Source organism: Streptomyces sp. RB17 (genome assembly GCF_009604455.1).
Taxonomy (GTDB): Bacteria; Actinomycetota; Actinomycetes; order Streptomycetales; family Streptomycetaceae; genus Streptomyces.
The window spans coordinates 444,937-463,570 of sequence record NZ_WEGL01000003.1 but is presented as its reverse complement, the minus strand read 5'-3'; the positions used below and the strand labels follow the sequence as shown (position 1 = coordinate 463,570).

Genomic DNA, 18,634 nt, shown 5'->3' with positions numbered 1-18,634 from the left:
CGCCGACGCCCAAGCCCTCCCCTACGCAGCCCCTTTCCCCGAGGAGAGTGCGCCATCAACGCGTCCAGCCCTCCCGCTGCCGTCGAACTGCGCGGCATCACCAAGCGCTTCCCCGGCGTCGTCGCCAACCGCGACATCGACATCACGGTCCGCACGGGCACCGTCCACGCCCTGTGCGGTGAGAACGGCGCCGGCAAGTCCACCCTGATGAAGATCCTCTACGGCATGCAGCAGCCGGACGAGGGCACCATCACGGTGGGCGGCGAACAGGTCACCTTCCACAACCCCGGCGACGCCATCGCCCGCGGCATCGGCATGGTGCACCAGCACTTCATGCTCGCCGACAACCTCACCGTGCTGGAGAACGTCGTCCTCGGCGCGGAGAAGCTGTACGGCATCGGCAACAAGGCCCGCACCAAGATCAAGGAGATCTCGGACGCGTACGGCCTGAACGTCCGCCCGGACGTGCTGGTGGAGGAGCTGGGCGTCGCCGACCGCCAGCGCGTGGAGATCCTCAAGGTCCTCTACCGCGGCGCCAAGACCCTCATCCTCGACGAGCCGACGGCCGTGCTCGTGCCGCAGGAGGTCGACGCGCTCTTCGACAACCTGCGCGACCTGAAGTCCGAGGGCCTCACCGTCATCTTCATCTCCCACAAGCTGGGCGAGGTGCTGTCGGTCGCCGACGAGATCACCGTCATCCGGCGTGGCACCACGGTGGGCACGGTCTCGCCCGAGGGCACCACCCCGAAGCAGCTCGCCGAGCTGATGGTCGGCAGCGAGCTGCCCACCCCGGAGACCGCGGAGTCCACCGTCACGGACGTCCCCATGCTCACCGTGGAGGGGCTGCACCTCGCGCAGACCGACCTCGAGGGCATCGAGCGGATCATCCTGGACCAGATCTCCTTCACCATCCACAAGGGCGAGGTCCTCGGCATCGCCGGTGTGGAGGGCAACGGCCAGTCCGAGCTGGTCGAGGCGATCATGGGCATGCGCCACCCGGACGCCGGCGTCGTCACCCTCGACGGCACCGACATCTCCCAGACCCCCACCCGCGACCGCCGCGAGGCCGGCATCGGCTACATCCCCGAGGACCGCCACCGCCACGGCCTGCTGCTGGAAGCCCCGCTGTGGGAGAACCGCATCCTCGGCCACGTCACCGAGCGGCCCAACGCGCGCGGCGGACTCATCGACATCAAGGCGGCCCGCGCCGACACCGAGCGGATCGTGCAGGCGTACGACGTCCGCACCCCGGGCATCGACGTGACCGCGGCCTCGCTGTCCGGCGGCAACCAGCAGAAGCTGATCGTCGGCCGCGAGATGAGCCACGACCCCAAGCTGCTCATCGCCGCCCACCCCACCCGCGGTGTGGACGTCGGCGCGCAGGCCGCGATCTGGGACTACATCCGCGAGGCCCGCCGCGAGGGCCTGGCCGTGCTGCTGATCTCCGCGGACCTGGACGAGCTGATCGGCCTCTCCGACACCCTGCGGGTGATGTACCGCGGCCGCCTGGTCGCCGACGCCGACCCCGCCACCATCACCCCCGAAGAGCTGGGCTCCGCCATGACGGGTGCGGCCACCGGCCACCTGGAGCACACAGAGGACGACGAGCGATGAAGAAGCTGACCTCACGGATCGACAAGGAGCGGCTGCTCCTCGGCATCGCCGCGCCGGTGCTCGCGGTCGTCGCCGCGCTCGTCGTCACCGCCCTGGTGATCGCCGCGACCGGCAAGAACCCCGGCCCCGCCTTCAACGACATGGTGACCTACGGCTTCGCCAGCGACAGCCAGGTCTACATCCTCAACAAGGCGACGACGTACTACCTGGCCGGTGTCTCGGTGGCCATCGGCTTCCGGATGAACCTGTTCAACATCGGTGTCGACGGTCAGTACCGGCTCGCCGCGTTCTTCGCCGCCGTCCTCGGCGGGGCGCTGACCGTGCCCGGCTGGCTCGCCATCCCGCTGATCCTGATCTGCGCCATGGCGACCGGCGCCCTGTGGGCGGGCATCGCCGGCATCCTCAAGGTGACCCGCGGCGTCAGCGAGGTCATCTCGACCATCATGCTGAACGCGATCGCCACCGCGATCATCGCCTACCTGCTGCAGCCCGGGAAGCTGGCGCAGCTCTACCAGGGCGGCACCGTCGTCGCCACCAAGCCGCTGCCGTCGGCGTCGCACTTCTTCAGCATCGACACCGGCCCGGCCGGCGTGCTGGACGGGTTCATCTTCATCGCCGCCGCCGTCGGCATCGCGTACTGGTTCGTCCTCGGCCGCACCCGCTTCGGCTTCGACCTGCGCACCGTCGGCCAGTCCGAGAGCGCGGCCGCCGCGAGCGGTGTGTCGGTGAAGAAGATGATCGCCACCAGCATGATCATCTCCGGTGCGGTGGCCGGCCTGATCGGCATGCCGACCCTGCTCAACGAGAGCTACCAGTACAGCACCGACTTCCCGACGGGCATCGGCTTCACCGGCATCGCCATCGCGCTGCTCGGCCGCAACAACCCGATCGGCATCGCGCTGGGCGCCCTGCTCTGGGGCTACCTGGAGCGCACCACCAACCACCTGGAGTTCCAGGGCTACGACAAGGAGATCCTCGGCGTCATCCAGGGCGTCATCGTCCTGTGCGTCGTGATCGCCTACGAGGTCGTACGCCGCTACGGCCTCAAGCGCCAGCAGCAGAAGGTCGGCGCCGAACTCGCCGCGCAGGCCGCCGCCCCGACGAAGAAGCAGGAGGTGGCGTGATGACTGCCACGATGACCGACACGCCGCCGCCCGCGGCGCCCAAGGCGGAGGGCGCGGCGCAGCGCTCGGGCCGCTCCTTCGGCCAGATCCTCCTGCTCGTCGCGGGCGCGCTGCTGCTCCTGGCCGCGGTCCGCATGATCACGGGCTCCCAGCAGCTCGACTCCGCGGGCCAGGTCAGCGCCGCGCTCGGCCTCGCCGTGCCGATCGGTCTCGCCGGCCTCGCGGGCCTGTGGTCCGAGCGGTCCGGTGTGGTCAACATCGGCCTCGAGGGCATGATGATCCTCGGCACCTTCGGCGCCGGCTGGGTCGGCTGGCAGTCCAGCCCCTGGCTCGGCCTGCTGGCCGGTATCGGCTTCGGCGTCGTCGGCGGCCTGCTGCACGCCGTCGCCACCGTCACCTTCGGTGTCGACCACATCGTCTCCGGTGTCGCGATCAACCTGCTCGCGCTGGGTGCCACGCAGTACCTCGCCAAGCTGTTCTTCGCGGGCGGCGCGGCGGAGAACGCGGGCGGCAACCCCAAGCAGTCCCCCCCGGCGGACTCGCTGCCGCAGGTCACCGTGCCCGGCCTCTCCGACGGTCTGCAGTCGCTGGAGAACCACCACTGGTTCCTGATCTCCGACCTGGCCGGCATCCTCGGCGGTCTGATCACCAACCTGTCCGTGATCACGATCCTGGCCGCCGTGCTCTTCGTCGCCAGCTGGTGGATCCTGTGGCGCACCCCGTTCGGTCTGCGGCTGCGCTCCTGCGGCGAGAACCCGACGGCCGCCGAGTCCCTCGGCGTCAACGTCTACACGTACAAGTACGCGGCCGTGGCCGTCTCCGGCGGCCTCGCCGGCCTCGGCGGCGCCTTCCTCGCGCTGGTCACCTCGCACACCTACCTGGAGGGCCAGACCGGCGGCCGCGGTTACATCGGCCTCGCGGCGATGATCTTCGGCAACTGGCGTCCGGGCGGCCTCGCGATGGGCGCGGGCCTGTTCGGCTACTCCGACGCCCTCCAGCTGCGCAACGGCGGTACGACCGTCCACGCGCTGCTGCTCCTGCTGGTCATCCTGCTCGTCGTCCTGGCAGGCTGGAAGCTGTACCGCACGTCGCTGTGGCAGGGCGCGATCAGCCTCGTGGTGGCCGCGCTCGTCCTGCTCTGGTACCTGGTCACCGACGAGGTCCCGAGCGACTTCGTGGGCGCCACGCCGTACGTCGTCACCCTGCTGGTGCTGTCGCTGTCGGCGCAGCGCCTGCGGATGCCGAAGGCGGACGGCATGCGCTACCGGAAGGGTCAGGGCAAGTGACGCAGGAAGCCGCCGGGTTCGACTGGGAGGCGCTGCGGGAGGTGGCGCGCGAGGCGATGTCCCACGCGTACGCCCCCTACTCGGGCTTCCCGGTCGGCGTGGCGGCCCGGGTCGACGACGGCCGCACCGTCACCGGCTGCAACGTGGAGAACGCCTCCTACGGCATCGGCCTGTGCGCCGAGTGCGGCCTGGTGTCGGACCTGCAGCGCACGGGCGGAGGCCGCCTGACGCACTTCACCTGCGTCGACGGCACCGGCGGCCTGCTGGTGCCGTGTGGCCGCTGCCGTCAGCTGCTGTACGAGTTCGGCGGCCCGGACCTCCTCCTGGACACCCCCGCGGGCGTCCTGACGCTGTCCGAGATGCTCCCCCAGGCCTTCGGCCCGGACCATCTCACCAAGTAAGTCCCGTACGGCCCTCCTGCCCCGCTCGCAGGGGGGCCGCACACTTCGCACCTCCCGGAAGGAAGCCACCAGCCATGGCCATGGACGCCATCTCCGTGATCCGCACCAAGCGGGACCGCGGCGAGCTGACCGACGAGCAGATCGACTGGGTCATCGACGCGTACACCCGCGGCGAGGTCGCCGACGAGCAGATGTCCTCGCTCGCCATGGCGATCCTGCTCAACGGCATGAACCGGCGTGAGATCGCCCGCTGGACGGCCGCCATGATCGCCTCCGGCGAGCGCATGGACTTCTCCACCCTGTCCCGCCCGACGGCGGACAAGCACTCGACGGGCGGCGTGGGCGACAAGATCACGCTCCCGCTGGCCCCGCTCGTGGCCGCGTGCGGCGCCGCCGTCCCCCAGCTCTCGGGCCGGGGCCTCGGCCACACCGGCGGCACGCTGGACAAGCTGGAGTCGATCCCGGGCTGGCGCGCGCTGCTCTCGAACGAGGAGATGCTGTCCGTGCTGGAGGGGACCGGCGCGGTGATCTGCGCGGCGGGCGACGGCCTGGCCCCGGCGGACAAGAAGCTGTACGCGCTGCGGGACGTGACGGGAACGGTCGAGGCGATCCCGCTCATCGCCTCGTCCATCATGTCGAAGAAGATCGCCGAGGGCACGGGCTCGCTGGTCCTGGACGTGAAGGTGGGCAGCGGCGCCTTCATGAAGACCCTGGACGACGCCCGCGAACTGGCGACCACGATGGTCGGCCTCGGCACCGACCACGGCGTGAGGACGGTGGCGCTCCTGACGGACATGTCCACCCCGCTCGGCCTCACGGCGGGCAACGCGCTGGAGGTCCGCGAGTCGGTGGAGGTCCTGGCGGGCGGCGGCCCGGCGGACGTGGTGGAACTGACGCTGGCCCTGGCGCGCGAGATGCTGGAGGCGGCCGGGGTGAAGGACGCCGACCCGGCGAAGGCCCTGGCAGACGGTTCGGCGATGGACGTCTGGCGCCGGATGATCGCGGCGCAGGGCGGCGACCCCGACGCCGAGCTGCCCACCTCGAAGGAACAGCACGTGATCAAGGCGCCGGCCTCCGGTGTGCTGACCCGCCTCGACGCCTACGGCATCGGCATCGCCGCCTGGCGCCTGGGCGCCGGCCGCGCCCGCAAGGAGGACCCGGTGCAGGCGGCGGCGGGCGTCGAGATGCACGCCAAGCCGGGCGACACGGTGACGCAGGGCCAGCCGCTGCTGACCCTGCACACCGACACCCCGGAGCGCTTCGAGTACGCGCTGCAGGCGGTGGAGGGTTCGTACGACATCGCGGCGGCGGGGACCGACTTCACGCCGTCGCCGGTGGTGCTGGAGCGCATCGCCTGACCTGGGGCCCGCGGCCGGAGGCCGCTGATGCAACGGCTCGTTCGAGTGAACGGGACCGGTGGAGCGCCGCCGGTCCCGTTCGGCATGCCGGACGGCCGATGGACGAGTTCCGGGGCATCCGCCTCGGGCTCACCGTCGGCTGACCGACCCTGCGTCACCCCAGCAGCGCCGCCACCCCCACCAGCACCGGCACCGACACCACCGTCGACAACAGGATCGACTCGCGGGCCAGGCCCTCGGCCACGCGGTAGCGGCCGGCGTACGTGAAGAGGTTCTGCGCGGCCGGGAGGGCCGAGGTCACCACCACGTCCAGCAGCGGGGCCCCGTGCAGGCCGAAGACCATCCTGGCCAGCGCCCACGCCACCAGCGGCTGGCCCAGGGACTTCAGCGCCACGGACAGCAGGACCAGTTGGCGGTCCCGGCCGCGGCCGGGGGCCGAACTGCCGTGCAGCGACATGCCGAAGGCCAGCAGGGCCGCCGGGACGGACATGTTGCCGATCAGGGTGAGGGGGTTCATCAGCGGGCCGGGAAGCGTCCAGCCCGCCGCCGACACCACGACCCCCGACAGCGTGCCCACTGCTATCGGATTGCGCAGCGGTGTCAGCAGGCGCCGCCACACCGTGCCCTTCTCGCCCATGCCGGACAGGTCCAGGACCGTCAGCGCGACCGGGGTCACCAGGACCACCTGGAAGAGCAGCACCGGTGCCACCAGGGACGCGTCGCCCAGGACGTACGCCGCGATCGGGATGCCGAGGTTGCCCGAGTTGACGTAACCGGAGCACAGGGCGCCGATGGTCGTACGGCCCACACCCCAGCGGCGTACGGCACCGACCGCCACGAAGACCCCGGCGACGGCCGCCGTGCTCAGCGCCGTCACCAGCAGCCGCGCCGAGAAGAGCAGCGACAGGTCGGCGCGTGCGAGGGTCGTGAAGAGGAGCGCGGGACCCGCCACCGTGAAGGCCAGCCGGGTCAGCACCTCGCCGCCCTGCGCCCCGAGCGTCCCGTGCCGCCCGAGCACATAGCCCACCCCGATCACGACCGCGATCACCGCGAACCCGCTCAGCACCCCCGTCACACGACCAACCCTCCGAGGAGAAGCGGGAACTGGTCAATGTGATCTGTGCCGGTGGGCGTCCGTGCCGATGATGATCCGTGCGATGAGTTCCGCCCGGCCCGCCGGTCTACCGCACGTGGACGCCGAGGAACCCGCCGTGCTCGTGCTGCGCGGCCCCGTCACCCGGGACGAGGTGGCGGGGCTGTGTGCCCGGGTGCGGACGCTGCTGGCGGGCAGGGGCGCCCGCGTCGTCGTGTGCGACGTGGGCGGGCTCGGGCCCCCGGGCCTGGCCGCCGTGGACCTGCTGGCCCGGCTGGAGCTGGCCGCCCGCCGGGCCGGCGGGCGGATCCGGCTGCGGGACCCCGATCCCGCGCTACCCGCTCTTCTCGACCTCGTCGGCCTCCGCTTCCAGGTGGAGGGGCAGGTCGAACAGCGGGAACCACCGCTTGGTGTCGAGGAAGCAGTGGAAACCGGTGATCCGGCCCTCTGACAGCTCCAGCACCTGCACGGCCCAGGGACTGAAGCCGCCCTTCTCCTCGTCGGGCTTGTAGTGCGCGAACCCCGGCAGGCCGTTGACCTGCACCGGCAGCAGCCGCGAGCCGGCGCAGGAGGCGCCCAGCGTCGACATGAACCCGGTGATGTCGGCCGGGCCGCGCAGCCACAGGTCGAACGGCGGCATCGTCATGACGGCGTCCTCGTGCAGCAGCGCCGTCAGCGCCGTCATGTCATAGCCCTCGAAGGCTTTGACATAGCGTTCCAGGAGTTTCTGCTGCTCCTCGTCGAGAGGATCGGACACCGCGCCCTCGGGGCTCGCGTCCGCGCGCTCCGCGAGCGTGGCCCGTGCCCGCTGCAGCGCGCTGTTGACCGAGGCGACCGAGGTGTCCAGCAGCTCGGCGACCTCGCTCGCCTTCCAGGCCAGCACCTCGCGCAGGATCAGCACCGCCCGCTGCTTGGGCGGCAGTTGCTGGAGGGCCGCCATGAAGGCCAGCCGGATCGACTCCTTCGCGACCGCGGCCTCCGCCGGATCGTCGACCGTCGGCAGCACGCGCGCGTCCGGCACCGGCTCCAGCCAGGTGTGGTCCGGGCGGGGCGAGAGCGCGGCCCGCGCGAGCGGGGTCGATTCCGTCAGGTCCATCGGTCTCGCCCGCTTGTTGCCCGCCGTCAGCATGTCCAGGCACACGTTCGTCGCGATCCGGTACAGCCACGAGCGCAGGCTGGAGCGGCCCTCGAACTTGTCGTAGCTCCGCCAGGCCCGCACCAGGGTGTCCTGCACCGCGTCCTCCGCCTCGAAGGAGGAGCCGAGCATGCGGTAGCAGTACCCGGTCAGCTCGGTCCGGTGCTTCTCCAGTGCGACGTCGAGATCCGCCGTCGCCGTGCTGTCGCCCATCGTCCACCCACCCCTGTGGCCGTCCTGTAGCGCTCCTTCGCGCCCCAGCACTTCGGAAGCTACCGCACCCCACTGACAACGGCCCCCCAAGTCCGAAAAAGCCCAGCTCAGACCAGTTGCTTCACGGACATGAGCAGATGCCGGTGACCCTCCGCCGCCCCGGTGCCGCCCAGCAGCACCCGCTGCCCCGCCCCCAGCAGCTCCACCCGCAGCCGGGTGTCCTCGAACGAGGTCAGCGCGTCGAGCAGATACGCCGGGTTGAACGCCACCGTGACCTCCGGCGCGCCCCGCAGGACGGCCGGCAGCCGCTGTGCCGCCACGTCGTCGCCGTAGCCCGCCCGCACCAGCAGCGATCCCTCGGCCGCGGCGAAGTCCAGTCGCACCGGGCTGTTCGCCTCCGCCACCACCGCCACCCGGCGTACCGCCTCGGCCAGCGCCCCGGCGTCCACCTCGGCGACCGAGGCACCCGCCAGCTCGAACAGCGACCCGTACCCCGGCAGGCGACCCTCCAGCCGCCGCAGCACCGTCCGCACGCTCCCAGCCTGGAACCCGCTCGGCAACCCGCCCTCGAGCGCGATCACGCCCCCGCCGGTCCGCGCCCGCGGATCGAGCCCGATCCGGACGGACCCGCCCCGCGCCAGCGCCCGCGCCGCCTCCAGCAGCCGCCGCGCGGGCACCAGCACCTCCACCGCATCCCCGGCCGCCCCCGCCTGCGGCTTCCACTCCAGCTGCCGTACCGCACAGCGGTACCGGTCGCACGCCGACAGGGTCATCTCCTCGCCGGTCAGGCGGAGTTGGATTCCCGTGAGCGCCGGGAGCGTGTCGTCGCGGCCCGCCGCCACCGCGACCTGCCCGACGGCCGTCGCGAACGTCTCCGCGTCCACCGCGCCGTACTCCGGGGGCGACTCGGGCAGCGCCGGGTACTCCTCGTACGGCAGCGTCGACAGCCCGAACCGGGTGCCGTCCGCCTCCACGGCCAACCGCGTCCCCTCCAGCACGCAACTCACCGGCCCCTCGGGCACCACCCGGCACACGTCCAGCAGTCTGCGCCCCGGCACCAGCACCCGGCCTGCCGCCGACACCTCGGCCACCGCCTCCGCCCGGACCGCGGTCTCGAAGTCGAACCCGGACACCGTCAGCCGCCCCGCCTCCGCGACCAGCGCCAGCCCGCCCAGCACGGGCACCGGCGCCCGCGCGGGCAGCGCGCGCGACGCCCTCCCCACCGCCTCCGCCAGCTCCCCGCGCGCGATCCTGAACTCCATACGGCAAACCCCCCGCGTCGATGGACAGTTGTCCGGCGGACGCTATCGGCGTCCACTGACAACCGGCCCCGAGCAGGGGGTTCAGCCACGAGGTCAGTGCGCCGCGACCAGCTCCCGCCGGGCCGCCACCCGGGCCGCCCGCGTGCCCAGCACGGTGATCGTCACGACGCCGACGACCGCGAGCAGGCCGACACCGACCGTGCCGCTCCAGCCGTCCGTGTGGAAGGCCAGCGCACCGACCGTGCTGCCGGCGCTCGAGCCGATGTAGTACATGGACTGGTACAGGGCGGAGGCCTGGGCGCGGCCCTGTGTGGCCGTCTTGCTGACCGCCGAGGAGGCGACCGCGTGGCCCGCGAAGAAGCCCGCCGTGATCAGCACCAGGCCGAGCAGGACCAGGGGGAGTGAGGGGGCCAGCGAGAGCAGGAGCCCGGCCGCCGTCGTCCCGCCCGCCAGGTACAGCGCGCCGCGGCGGCCGAGCCGGCCCACCAGCCGGCCCGCCGTGGACGCCGACACGGTACCCACCAGGTAGACCAGGAAGATCGAGCCGATGATGCCCTGCGGCAGCCCGAACGGTGCGCCCGTCAGCCGGTAGCCGATCACCGTGTACACACCGCCGAACACGGTCATGAACAGCGCGCCGATCGCGTACAGGCGCCGCAGCAGCGGGTTCGCGAGGTGGTCGCGGACCGTGCCGAGCAGGATGCGGGGCCGCAGCGAGCCCGCCGTGAAGTGCCTCGGCGTCGGCAGCAGCAGCCGGAAGGCGATCGCGCAGGCCACCGCGATCACGCCGATCACGCCGACCGCGACCCGCCAGCCCCACTCCTGGGCCACCCAGCCCGTGATCACCCGCCCGCTCATGCCGCCCACGCTGTTGCCCGCGACGAACAGGCCGATCGCCGTGACCAGTGCCTTCGGCCGGACCTCCTCGGCCAGGTAGGCCTGCGCGGAGGCCGGCAGACCGGCCAGCGCCGCGCCCTGCACCGCGCGCAGCACCACCAGCGCGCCGAGCGACGGCGCGAACGGCACCAGCAGCCCCACGGTCACCGCCACGGCGAGCGAGGCCGTCATCATCGTACGGCGGCCGAAACGCTCGGAGAGCGCGCTCATCGGCAGGACGAACAGGGCCAGTCCGCCGGTCGCGGCCGCCACGGTCCAGCTCGCCTCGCTCGCCGCGACCCCGAACTCGCCGGAGATCAGTGGCAGCAGGGCCTGCGTGGAGTACAGAAGGGCGAAGGTCGCGACTCCGGCGAGGAAGAGGGCGAGGCTCATCCGGCGGTAGCCGGGCCCGCCCGGAGTCATACGGGAGTCGGAGGCGGCGGTGTCGGAGGCGGAGGCGTCGGAGACGGTCGGTGCGGCGCCCACGGTGGTGGACGCCCCGGTACTGGCGGGAGACATGTCTCGACCGTAGGTAGGGCCTGTCTCATCCGTCCAATGCATGGAATCGCCATAATCGTTCCCATGCCGCATCAGCAGAGCTCACAGCCTCGTCTGTCACCGAACAGTGACACAGAAGACATGTCCGCGATGTCACGGGTGATCGCTCCCCGCCTCGCGTACTTCGCCGGTGTGGCCCGCACCGAGCACGTCACCCGGGCCGCCCAGGAGATGAACGTCCCGCAGTCCACCCTCTCCCGTGCGATGGCCCGCCTGGAGCAGGACCTGGGCGTCGACCTGTTCGCCCGGCACGGCCGCACGGTCTCCCTGACCCCCGCCGGCCGTACCTTCCTCACCTCCGTCGAACGCGCCCTTGCCGAGATCGAGCGGGCCGCCGAGGAGGTACGCGCCGACGCCGACCCGGCCACCGGCAAGGTGGCCTTCGGCTTCCTGCACACCATGGGCGCCGAGACGGTCCCCGGCCTGCTGCACGCCTTCCGCGAGGACCACCCGCGCGTCCGCTTCAGCCTGGTCCAGAACTACGGCGAGGCCATGCTGGAGGGCCTGCGCGCCGGCGAACTGGACCTCTGCCTCACCTCGCCCGTGCCCGACGCCCCCGATCTGGTCGCCCGCCGCCTGGACGAGCAGAAACTCCGTCTGGTCGTCCCCGCCGACCACCGCCTGGCCGGCCGCCGCCGCGTCCGCCTCGCCGAGGCGGCCGACGAATCCTGGGTCACCCTGGAGCCCGGCTACGGCCTGCGCCGCATCTTCGACGCCCTGTGCCGCGAGGCCGGCTTCCGCCCGAGGGTCGCCTTCGACGGCGAGGAGGCGGAGACCCTGCGGGGTCTGGTGGCCGCTGGGCTGGGGGTCGCCCTCCTGCCACCGCCGACCGTCCCCAGGCCAGGGGTCGTGGAACTGACGGTCACCGCCCCGAGGGCGGTCCGCGAGATCGGCGTCGCCTGGCTGGCGGACCGCCCCGACACCCCGCCAGTAGCCGCCTTCAAGAAGTTCCTGCTCTCGAGAAGGGGCAACTTGCTGCCGGCCTGAGCGGCGCCGGCCCAGAGGGCCTCTACCGCCTCAACGACTTACCGAATCCCGCGGCCAACGGCATCCGAAGCCCGATCGGCGGCGGAGCCGCAAGCGCATCCTCGACAGGGCGGGACACGGAGTGCCCGAACAGCGCCCCCATCATGAAATCCACGGCCAGCCAGGCCACTTCGTCCCGGTACCCGTGCAGCCGATGCCCGTCGGAATGCACCTCGAACCGGCACACCTCCCGGTTCACCTTCTTCGCCCGCGCCGCGAACCGGAACGACAGCTCGGGATCGGTCCGCTCGTCGTTCGTGCCGTGCACGATCAGCACCCGCCGCCCCACGAGCTGCTTCACCGGCTCGGCAGGCGCGGCGACGTCGTCCTCCGGCAGCCAGGGAGCCAGCGCGACAACGGAGTTGACGGCCTCGTGCCCGCCCGCCCGCAGCGCCGCCCGTCCCCCCATGTCCACTCCGACCAGGCACACGGGAACGTCGCCGTACCGTCGTACGACCTCGTCGGCCGCCCACTCCGCGTCCCTCGCGAGGTGGGCCTCGCTGCCGTTCCAGCCCCGGTACCGGTAGTGGAGGGCGTGGACAGCCAGCCCCTCCTCCCGCCCCGCGCGGGCGATCCGCCGGCCCAGCGAGCGCAGGGCGGTCGCCCCCCGGACGAGGGATGGTTCGCGGTCGGAGACCTCCTCCCCGCCGGGGAGCAGCACCACCGCTGCGCACACCGCCGTCGGCTCCTGGCCGACTGCCCTTCCCAGCCTGGCCGTTCGGGCCGGCGTCGCTTGCTGTCCCATGGCAGAACAGTGTCAGAAGGAGCGGTGTACGAAACCCGTACGTGGGGTCACCTTTGCATATCGACGGAAAAGCGATGTCGTCGATTCCCGGCCCTCTACGCGCGTAGGCGTTACAGTGCGGAAATGACGAGCCAGACTGCACCAAGTGGGGCCGTTCCGACGCCGGACCAGATCCGCCGGGCGCCCAAGGTTCTGCTGCACGATCATCTCGACGGCGGGCTCCGCCCCGGAACCGTCGTCGAACTCGCCCGGGAGACGGGTTACTCGGAGCTTCCCGAGACCGATCCGGACAAGCTGGGCATCTGGTTCCACGAGGCCGCCGACTCCGGCTCGCTGGAACGGTATCTGGAGACCTTCAGACACACCGTCGGCGTGCTGCAGACGCGGAAGGCGCTCGTCCGGGTCGCCCGCGAGTGCGCCGAGGACCTCGCGGAGGACGGGGTCGTCTACGCCGAGGTGCGGTACGCCCCCGAGCAGCACCTGGAGCGCGGGCTGACCCTGGAGGAGGTGGTCGAGGCGGTCAACGAGGGGTTCCGGCAGGGTGAGCGGCTCGCCCGGGAGAACGGCCGGCGGATCCGGGTCGGCGCCCTGCTGACCGCCATGCGGCACGCCGCGCGCTCCCTGGAGATCGCCGAACTCGCCAACCGCTACCGGGACTCCGGAGTCGTCGGCTTCGACATCGCGGGCGCCGAGGCCGGCTACCCGCCCACCCGGCACCTGGACGCCTTCGAGTACCTCAAGCGCGAGAACAACCACTTCACCATCCACGCCGGCGAGGCCTTCGGGCTGCCGTCCATCTGGCAGGCGCTGCAGTGGTGCGGTGCCGACCGGCTCGGGCACGGCGTGCGGATCATCGACGACATCGAGGTCCACGAGGACGGCTCGGTCACGCTCGGCCGGCTGGCGTCGTACGTCCGCGACAAGCGGATCCCGCTGGAACTGTGCCCCAGCTCCAACCTGCAGACCGGGGCGGCGCCCTCCTACGCCGAGCACCCGATCGGGCTGCTGCGCCGGCTGCACTTCCGGGCGACCGTGAACACCGACAACCGGCTGATGTCGCACACCAGCATGAGCCAGGAATTCGAGCATCTCGTCGAGGCGTTCGGTTACACGCTCGACGACCTGCAGTGGTTCTCGGTCAACGCAATGAAATCAGCGTTCATTCCTTTCGATGAACGCCTCGCGATGATCAATGACGTCGTCAAGCCCGGATATGCGGAGCTGAAATCCGAATGGCTGTTCCGGCAGACGGCCTCCACCAGCGGATCTGCCGGTTCGGCGGGATAACGGCGGCCCGGCGGGCGGGCGGGTTGTGAAAGGCGGTTCACAACCCGTCCGCATTTCGGTGTTTGCGGCGGGCGATCGGGCGTGTTTACGGTCGAGGACCGTTCATCGTTTTTGTTCTCCGTCCCCTACTTCAAGGACGCATTCACCATGAAGCACTCTGCCGTCAGGACTCTCGGTGTCGCCGCCCTCGGTGCCGCTTTCGCCGCCGTCGGTGCGGGCGCGGCCAACGCGGCGGTCCCGGCCCTACCGGACACCGCCCCGGCGCTGGACACCGTCAGCAGGACGCTGCCGGCCGGGGACGCGGGCATGGCCCAGCCGGCTGCCGCCGACGCCCTCAGCCGGGGCCAGGACGCCCTGGGCGCCGGCATGGCCGCCACGCAGCCGGCCGTCGAGAACGCGCTGCACGGCGGGCCGACCGGGCCCCTGCACAGCCGCATCGGCGGACTGCCCGTACAGGGCGCGCCCGTGCACGGCCTGCCGGTGAACGGGATCGCGCTCGGCTGACACCGGCTGCCGTACGACGCCGTCGGGGCGCCCCGGTCAGGTCCGGGGGCGCCCCGACGGCGTTCCGCGTACGGCGGACACGGCATCACGGCGTTACAGCGGTCACCAGGCGGTACGCGTCTTGTCCTCGGCCGGCAGCAGGATCCACAGCGCTATGTAGAGCAGGAACTGAGGGCCGGGCAGCAGGCAGGACAGCAGGAAGATCACCCGCATCGTCGTCGCGGAGGTGCCGAAGCGCCGTGCCAGTGCGGCGCACACTCCGCCGATCATGCGGCCGTGGGTGGGGCGGGCAAGGGCGGACATGGCGACTCCTCCGTGGTCGTCGGCTCGCTCGGCGAGCCGGGGTCGGGGCCGCCCCGATGGCGTCCCTCGACTGTCTTCCACGGTAGGCAGACGAAGCGGGCGAAGCGTCGCTCTACGGGGCGATCCCGACCCTGGGAATCGTCGGGGTACGCCCCTGAGACAGCTCCTCCTGCACGGTGACGGGCGGCTCCGCCCCGGCGTCCGGCCGCGCCTTTTGGCGGCGCAGCCAGGCGCGGCCCGCCGGTACGACGGCCAGGTGGGCCAGCGCGACGCCGGTGGCGTTCAGCAGCAGCGAGTCGACGTCCACGACCCGGCCGGGCACACCGGTCTGCAGCAGGGCGATGCCGAGGGAGATCAGGGCGCCCGCGGCTGTCGTACGGATCAGCGAGGCGACCGGGGAGGCGGTGAGCCTGCCGTGTGCCATCGGCAGCAGCACGCCCAGCGGGGCGAGCAGGGCCAGGCCCTCGCCGATGGGTCTGGCGGCCTCCGGCCAGCCCAGGGCCAGGTCGGCCCGGATGCCGGCGAAGGGGTGCAGGTTGGGGGGTGTGACCCAGGGGACGTCCAGGGGCCGCAGCATCAGCCAGGCGACGAGGGCGAGGTGGACGACGAGGAGGACACCCCCTGTCACCCGGATACGGATCGCGGCGCTGCCGCCGATGGAGCCTTGACGCTGCACGATCCCCAAGACGCAGCGGCGGTGCCGATCGGTTCCGCCCCGCAACCCTCCGGTTGCCCTGCGCGGTGGAAGCGGTTGCGCTCCGCTGCCGAAGCGGATTCGCCGTAGGGGTCCTGTCCGTCGCGGAGTGCTGGTCCGTCGTGGCTGCTCGCGCAGTTCCCCGCGCCCTTCGGGGCGCTACCGCCCCGCGGACCCATGGGCGCGCACCCGCTTACCGGCTCGCCACCTCGCTCGACGGCGGCTCCACGCTGCCGGGGCGGTCGCGGACGTCGTCCGTGCATGCGTAGCGGCGCAGGGGACCGTTGTCCGGGCCGCCGAGGACGACCGAGCCGTCGCCTTCTGTCGCCGCCGAGTCGGAGAGGGTGCACACCAGCTGGGCGAGGGCGTAGGAGGTGAGCCGGGACGGTGCCGTGCTCAGGTGGAGCGTGTCCTCGGGGTCCTTCGGGCCGGGCCCGCGCACGGTGAGGCCGCCCGGCACGTACGTCGTGTAGCCCGCGGAGCGCTCCGCGGCGGACGGGGACGCGGCGAGCTGGTCCAGCAGCCCCTGTGCCACGATCACGCGGCGCCACGCGTCCGGGGTGCCCTCGGGGACGCGCACCGTCCGGTCGACGGCCACCAGGGACGCCCCGCACAGCAGGAAGACCTGCACGGGCACGCCCTGCGGGGACTGCGTGGCCAGGTCGGGCCCGGCCAGCGAGCACGGCACCCGGGACGGCGCCGCCCCGAAGTCGGTCGGCACCTGGGTGGCCCGGATGCCGCAGCCGGACAGCAGCAGGCCGAGGAGGGGCAGCGCCAGCAGGCGTCGCACGGTCAGGCGTCGTACGGACATCACCCCTCCTTCCCTGAACTTCCCGGGCTTCCGGAGTTCCCGGAAGCGTCCTTGTCGGTCTTTGTGCCCTCGTCGGTCTCCTCCGTCAGCCGGGAGGCGTCCCGTGGCAGCCGCAGGGTGAACACCGCGCCGCCTTCGGGCGAGTTGGCGGCGGTGATCTCACCGCCGTGGATATGGGCGTTCTCCATGGCGATGGACAGGCCCAGCCCGCTGCCCTCGGAGCGCGGCCGGGAGGCGCTCGCCTTGAAGAAGCGGTCGAAGACGTGCGGGAGCACGTCCTCGGGGATCCCCGGCCCGTGGTCACGCACCGCGATGACCAGGTCCTCGCCGTCTATGCGCACCGACACCCGCACCGGCGACCCGCCGTGCTTGAGCGCGTTGCCGATCAGGTTGGCGAGGATGACGTCCAGCCGGCGCGGGTCGAGACGGGCGTGGATGCCGCGCTCGGCGTCCAGGTCGACCGCGTCGAGCCAGGCGCGGGCGTCGATGCAGGCGGTGATCTGGTCGGCGAGGTCGACGTCGTCCAGGACCAGCCGGGCGGTGCCCGCGTCGAAGCGGGTGACCTCCATCAGGTTCTCGACCAGGTCGTTCAGGCGCCGGGTCTCGCTCACCACCAGCCGGACCGCGGGCTCGATCATCGGATCCATGGATCCGGACTCGGCCTCCAGCTCCTCCTCCAGCACCTCCGTCACGGCGGTGATGGCGGTCAGCGGCGTCCGCAGCTCGTGCGACATGTCGGCCACGAACCGGCGGGACGCCTCGTCCCGCGCGGCCATCTCCGCGACCCGCTGCTCCAGCGCCTCGGCGGCGTTGTTGAACGTCCGGGACAGATCGGCGAGTTCGTCGGTCCCCGACACCCGCAGCCGCGTGTCCAGCCTGCCCTCGCCCAGCCGCCGGGCGGCGACCCCCAGCCGGTGCACCGGCTTCAGCACGGTCGTGGCGGCGGCCTGCGCGAGCAGCGCGGCGCCGATCAGCGCGAGCCCGGTGGCGATGCCCAGCGACCAGGCCAGCGAGTTGAGGTCCTTCGCCTCCGGCCCCAGCGACTTGGCCATGTAACCCGTGGGCCCGCCGCCGATCACCCGCGAACCGGCCACCAGATACGGCGTGCCGTGGTCCACGACCCGCTGCCAGTACAGGTGGTACGGCTCCTTGTTGGAGTCGGTCACCGCCTGCTGCTTGTTCACCGCCGTGCGCAGCGACCTGGGCACGTCCTCCAGCGAGAAGCCGTTGATGCCGCCCGAGTTGCCGTACACGGTCTTGCCGTCGGCGTCCTGGGCGACCAGCAGCACGCTGAAGTGCTGGCTGCTCGCGGCCATCTGGCCCGCCGCGCGCTGCAGTTCGTCCTGGGTGGGGTGGGCCGGCAGGGCGCCCGCGCGGTTCTGCATCTCCTGCCGGAAGTCGCGCAGCACCGCGTCCTGGGCGCGGGTGAGCACCGCCTCCCGGTTCAGCCAGTAGGCGATGCCGGACGCCGAGACGGCGGCCGTCAGAGCCACCAGCGCGAAGACCACGACCAGGCGCAGCCTGAGGCTGGTGAACCTCAGCCGCGACAGATTTCCCCTGCGCCCCGCGGCCCAGCCGCGCAGCCCCCCTTGCGTGTCGGTCACTGAGGCGTGTCCAGGCGGTAGCCGACACCACGGACGGTACGGATCAGCGTCGGGGACGAGGGCACGTCCTCGACCTTCGCGCGCAGCCGCTGCACACAGGCGTCCACGAGCCGCGAGTCACCGAGGTAGTCGTGCTCCCACACCAGCCGCAGCAGCTGCTGCCGGGACAGCGCCTGGCCGGGCCGCCGGCTCAGCTCCAGCAGCAGCCGGAGCTCGGTCGGGGTCAGCTGCAGATCCTCGCCGTTCTTCGTCACGGTCATCGCCGACCGGTCGATGACGAGGTTGCCGAACGTCGCCGAGTCGCTGGACTCGCGCTCCCCGCGCCGCAGCACGGCCCGGATCCGGGCGTCCAGCACCCGGCCCTGGACCGGCTTGACGACATAGTCGTCGGCGCCGGACTCCAGTCCGACCACCACGTCGATGTCGTCACTGCGCGCGGTCAGCAGGATGATCGGCAGCTGGTCGGTGCGCCGGATGCGACGGCACACCTCGAAACCGTCGATGCCGGGCAGCATCACGTCCAGCACGATCAGGTCCGGCCGCTGCTCGCGCAGCAGCTTCAGACCGTCCTCACCGCTGGCAGCGGTCGCCACCCGGTGGCCCTGGCGCGTCAGGGAGAGCTCCAGGGCCGTGCGGATGGCGTCGTCGTCCTCGATCAGCAACAGGGAAGGCACGGGCTCATTCTGGCCCATGGACGGGCTGTCGTACGACCCGCCGACACCGGGCCTTCCCTACCGCCA

General features: G+C 72.0%; 19 protein-coding genes. 9 read left to right on the top strand and 10 right to left on the bottom strand.

The window, feature by feature from the left end; genetic code table 11:
* Positions 1 to 87 precede the first annotated feature (87 nt).
* From SRB17_RS15785 to SRB17_RS15765, 5 genes are all read left to right on the top strand, one after another.
* Positions 88 to 1,614, top strand: coding sequence for an ABC transporter ATP-binding protein (locus SRB17_RS15785; RefSeq protein WP_153539039.1), 1,527 nt, complete (start codon positions 88 to 90; stop codon positions 1,612 to 1,614).
* Positions 1,611 to 2,738 carry an ABC transporter permease gene (locus SRB17_RS15780; RefSeq protein WP_153539037.1) on the top strand — a complete coding sequence of 376 codons (1,128 nt, stop codon included), beginning with the start codon at positions 1,611 to 1,613 and terminating at the stop codon, positions 2,736 to 2,738. Before SRB17_RS15785 ends, SRB17_RS15780 begins: the two co-directional genes overlap by 4 nt.
* Positions 2,738 to 4,024 carry an ABC transporter permease gene (locus SRB17_RS46335; RefSeq protein ID WP_153539035.1) on the top strand — a complete coding sequence of 429 codons (1,287 nt, stop codon included), beginning with the start codon at positions 2,738 to 2,740 and terminating at the stop codon, positions 4,022 to 4,024. Before SRB17_RS15780 ends, SRB17_RS46335 begins: the two co-directional genes overlap by 1 nt.
* Complete coding sequence (locus tag SRB17_RS15770; protein WP_323375615.1) at positions 4,021 to 4,425, top strand: cytidine deaminase; 405 nt, start codon at positions 4,021 to 4,023, stop codon at positions 4,423 to 4,425. The genes SRB17_RS46335 and SRB17_RS15770 overlap by 4 nt, the downstream gene beginning before the upstream one ends.
* Before the next feature lie 74 nt (positions 4,426 to 4,499).
* Positions 4,500 to 5,783 (top strand): thymidine phosphorylase, encoded by a 1,284-nt coding sequence (locus SRB17_RS15765; RefSeq protein ID WP_153539033.1) that lies wholly within the window; start codon positions 4,500 to 4,502, stop codon positions 5,781 to 5,783.
* Between the two features lie 154 nt (positions 5,784 to 5,937).
* Here SRB17_RS15765 and SRB17_RS15760 read toward each other — a convergent pair whose 3' ends face one another.
* Entirely contained in the window at positions 5,938 to 6,858 is a 921-nt protein-coding gene (locus SRB17_RS15760; protein ID WP_323375614.1) for an AEC family transporter, read from the bottom strand.
* An 82-nt stretch (positions 6,859 to 6,940) separates the two neighbouring features.
* Here SRB17_RS15760 and SRB17_RS15755 point away from each other — a divergent pair, with 82 nt between their 5' ends.
* Entirely contained in the window at positions 6,941 to 7,327 is a 387-nt protein-coding gene (locus SRB17_RS15755) for an STAS domain-containing protein (protein ID WP_153539031.1), read from the top strand.
* Here SRB17_RS15755 and SRB17_RS15750 read toward each other — a convergent pair.
* From SRB17_RS15750 to SRB17_RS15740, 3 genes are all read right to left on the bottom strand, one after another.
* The gene (locus SRB17_RS15750) at positions 7,211 to 8,224 is read right to left on the bottom strand and encodes a sigma-70 family RNA polymerase sigma factor (RefSeq protein WP_153539029.1); all 1,014 of its coding nucleotides are present in this window, start codon (positions 8,222 to 8,224) and stop codon (positions 7,211 to 7,213) included. The genes SRB17_RS15755 and SRB17_RS15750 overlap by 117 nt on opposite strands.
* Positions 8,225 to 8,331: 107 nt before the next feature.
* Positions 8,332 to 9,486 carry a DNA polymerase III subunit beta gene (dnaN, locus tag SRB17_RS15745; RefSeq protein ID WP_153539027.1) on the bottom strand — a complete coding sequence of 385 codons (1,155 nt, stop codon included), beginning with the start codon at positions 9,484 to 9,486 and terminating at the stop codon, positions 8,332 to 8,334.
* 93 nt (positions 9,487 to 9,579) lie between these two features.
* Positions 9,580 to 10,881 (bottom strand): MFS transporter, encoded by a 1,302-nt coding sequence (locus SRB17_RS15740; protein ID WP_153539025.1) that lies wholly within the window; start codon positions 10,879 to 10,881, stop codon positions 9,580 to 9,582.
* Positions 10,882 to 10,944: 63 nt separating this feature from the next.
* Between SRB17_RS15740 and SRB17_RS15735 the strand changes: the two genes are divergently transcribed.
* On the top strand, positions 10,945 to 11,907 hold the full coding sequence (locus SRB17_RS15735; protein WP_153539023.1) for a LysR family transcriptional regulator: 963 nt from the start codon (positions 10,945 to 10,947) through the stop codon (positions 11,905 to 11,907).
* A 22-nt stretch (positions 11,908 to 11,929) separates the two neighbouring features.
* Here SRB17_RS15735 and SRB17_RS15730 read toward each other — a convergent pair whose 3' ends face one another.
* Positions 11,930 to 12,691: an alpha/beta hydrolase gene (locus SRB17_RS15730; RefSeq protein WP_153539021.1), complete on the bottom strand. Its 762-nt coding sequence runs from the start codon at positions 12,689 to 12,691 to the stop codon at positions 11,930 to 11,932.
* 123 nt (positions 12,692 to 12,814) lie between these two features.
* Between SRB17_RS15730 and SRB17_RS15725 the strand changes: the two genes are divergently transcribed.
* Both SRB17_RS15725 and SRB17_RS15720 read left to right on the top strand, forming a co-directional pair.
* Positions 12,815 to 13,978: an adenosine deaminase gene (locus tag SRB17_RS15725; RefSeq protein WP_153539018.1), complete on the top strand. Its 1,164-nt coding sequence runs from the start codon at positions 12,815 to 12,817 to the stop codon at positions 13,976 to 13,978.
* A gap of 147 nt (positions 13,979 to 14,125) precedes the next feature.
* Positions 14,126 to 14,482 (top strand): ATP-binding protein, encoded by a 357-nt coding sequence (locus SRB17_RS15720; RefSeq protein WP_153539016.1) that lies wholly within the window; start codon positions 14,126 to 14,128, stop codon positions 14,480 to 14,482.
* A 102-nt stretch (positions 14,483 to 14,584) separates the two neighbouring features.
* On the opposite strand, the gene SRB17_RS15715 is transcribed toward SRB17_RS15720, so the two are convergent.
* From SRB17_RS15715 to afsQ1, 5 genes are all read right to left on the bottom strand, one after another.
* Positions 14,585 to 14,785 carry a PspC domain-containing protein gene (locus SRB17_RS15715; RefSeq protein WP_153539014.1) on the bottom strand — a complete coding sequence of 67 codons (201 nt, stop codon included), beginning with the start codon at positions 14,783 to 14,785 and terminating at the stop codon, positions 14,585 to 14,587.
* Between the two features lie 112 nt (positions 14,786 to 14,897).
* The gene (locus SRB17_RS15710; protein WP_323375613.1) at positions 14,898 to 15,461 is read right to left on the bottom strand and encodes a VanZ family protein; all 564 of its coding nucleotides are present in this window, start codon (positions 15,459 to 15,461) and stop codon (positions 14,898 to 14,900) included.
* 211 nt (positions 15,462 to 15,672) lie between these two features.
* Positions 15,673 to 16,290, bottom strand: a complete 618-nt coding sequence (locus SRB17_RS15705) for a hypothetical protein (protein WP_194294020.1) — start codon at positions 16,288 to 16,290, stop codon at positions 15,673 to 15,675.
* Positions 16,290 to 17,894, bottom strand: coding sequence for a HAMP domain-containing sensor histidine kinase (locus SRB17_RS15700; protein WP_323375611.1), 1,605 nt, complete (start codon positions 17,892 to 17,894; stop codon positions 16,290 to 16,292). Before SRB17_RS15700 ends, SRB17_RS15705 begins: the two co-directional genes overlap by 1 nt.
* On the bottom strand, positions 17,891 to 18,568 hold the full coding sequence (afsQ1, locus tag SRB17_RS15695) for a two-component system response regulator AfsQ1 (protein WP_067041772.1): 678 nt from the start codon (positions 18,566 to 18,568) through the stop codon (positions 17,891 to 17,893). The genes SRB17_RS15700 and afsQ1 overlap by 4 nt, the downstream gene beginning before the upstream one ends.
* Between the last annotated feature and the right edge of the window lie 66 nt (positions 18,569 to 18,634).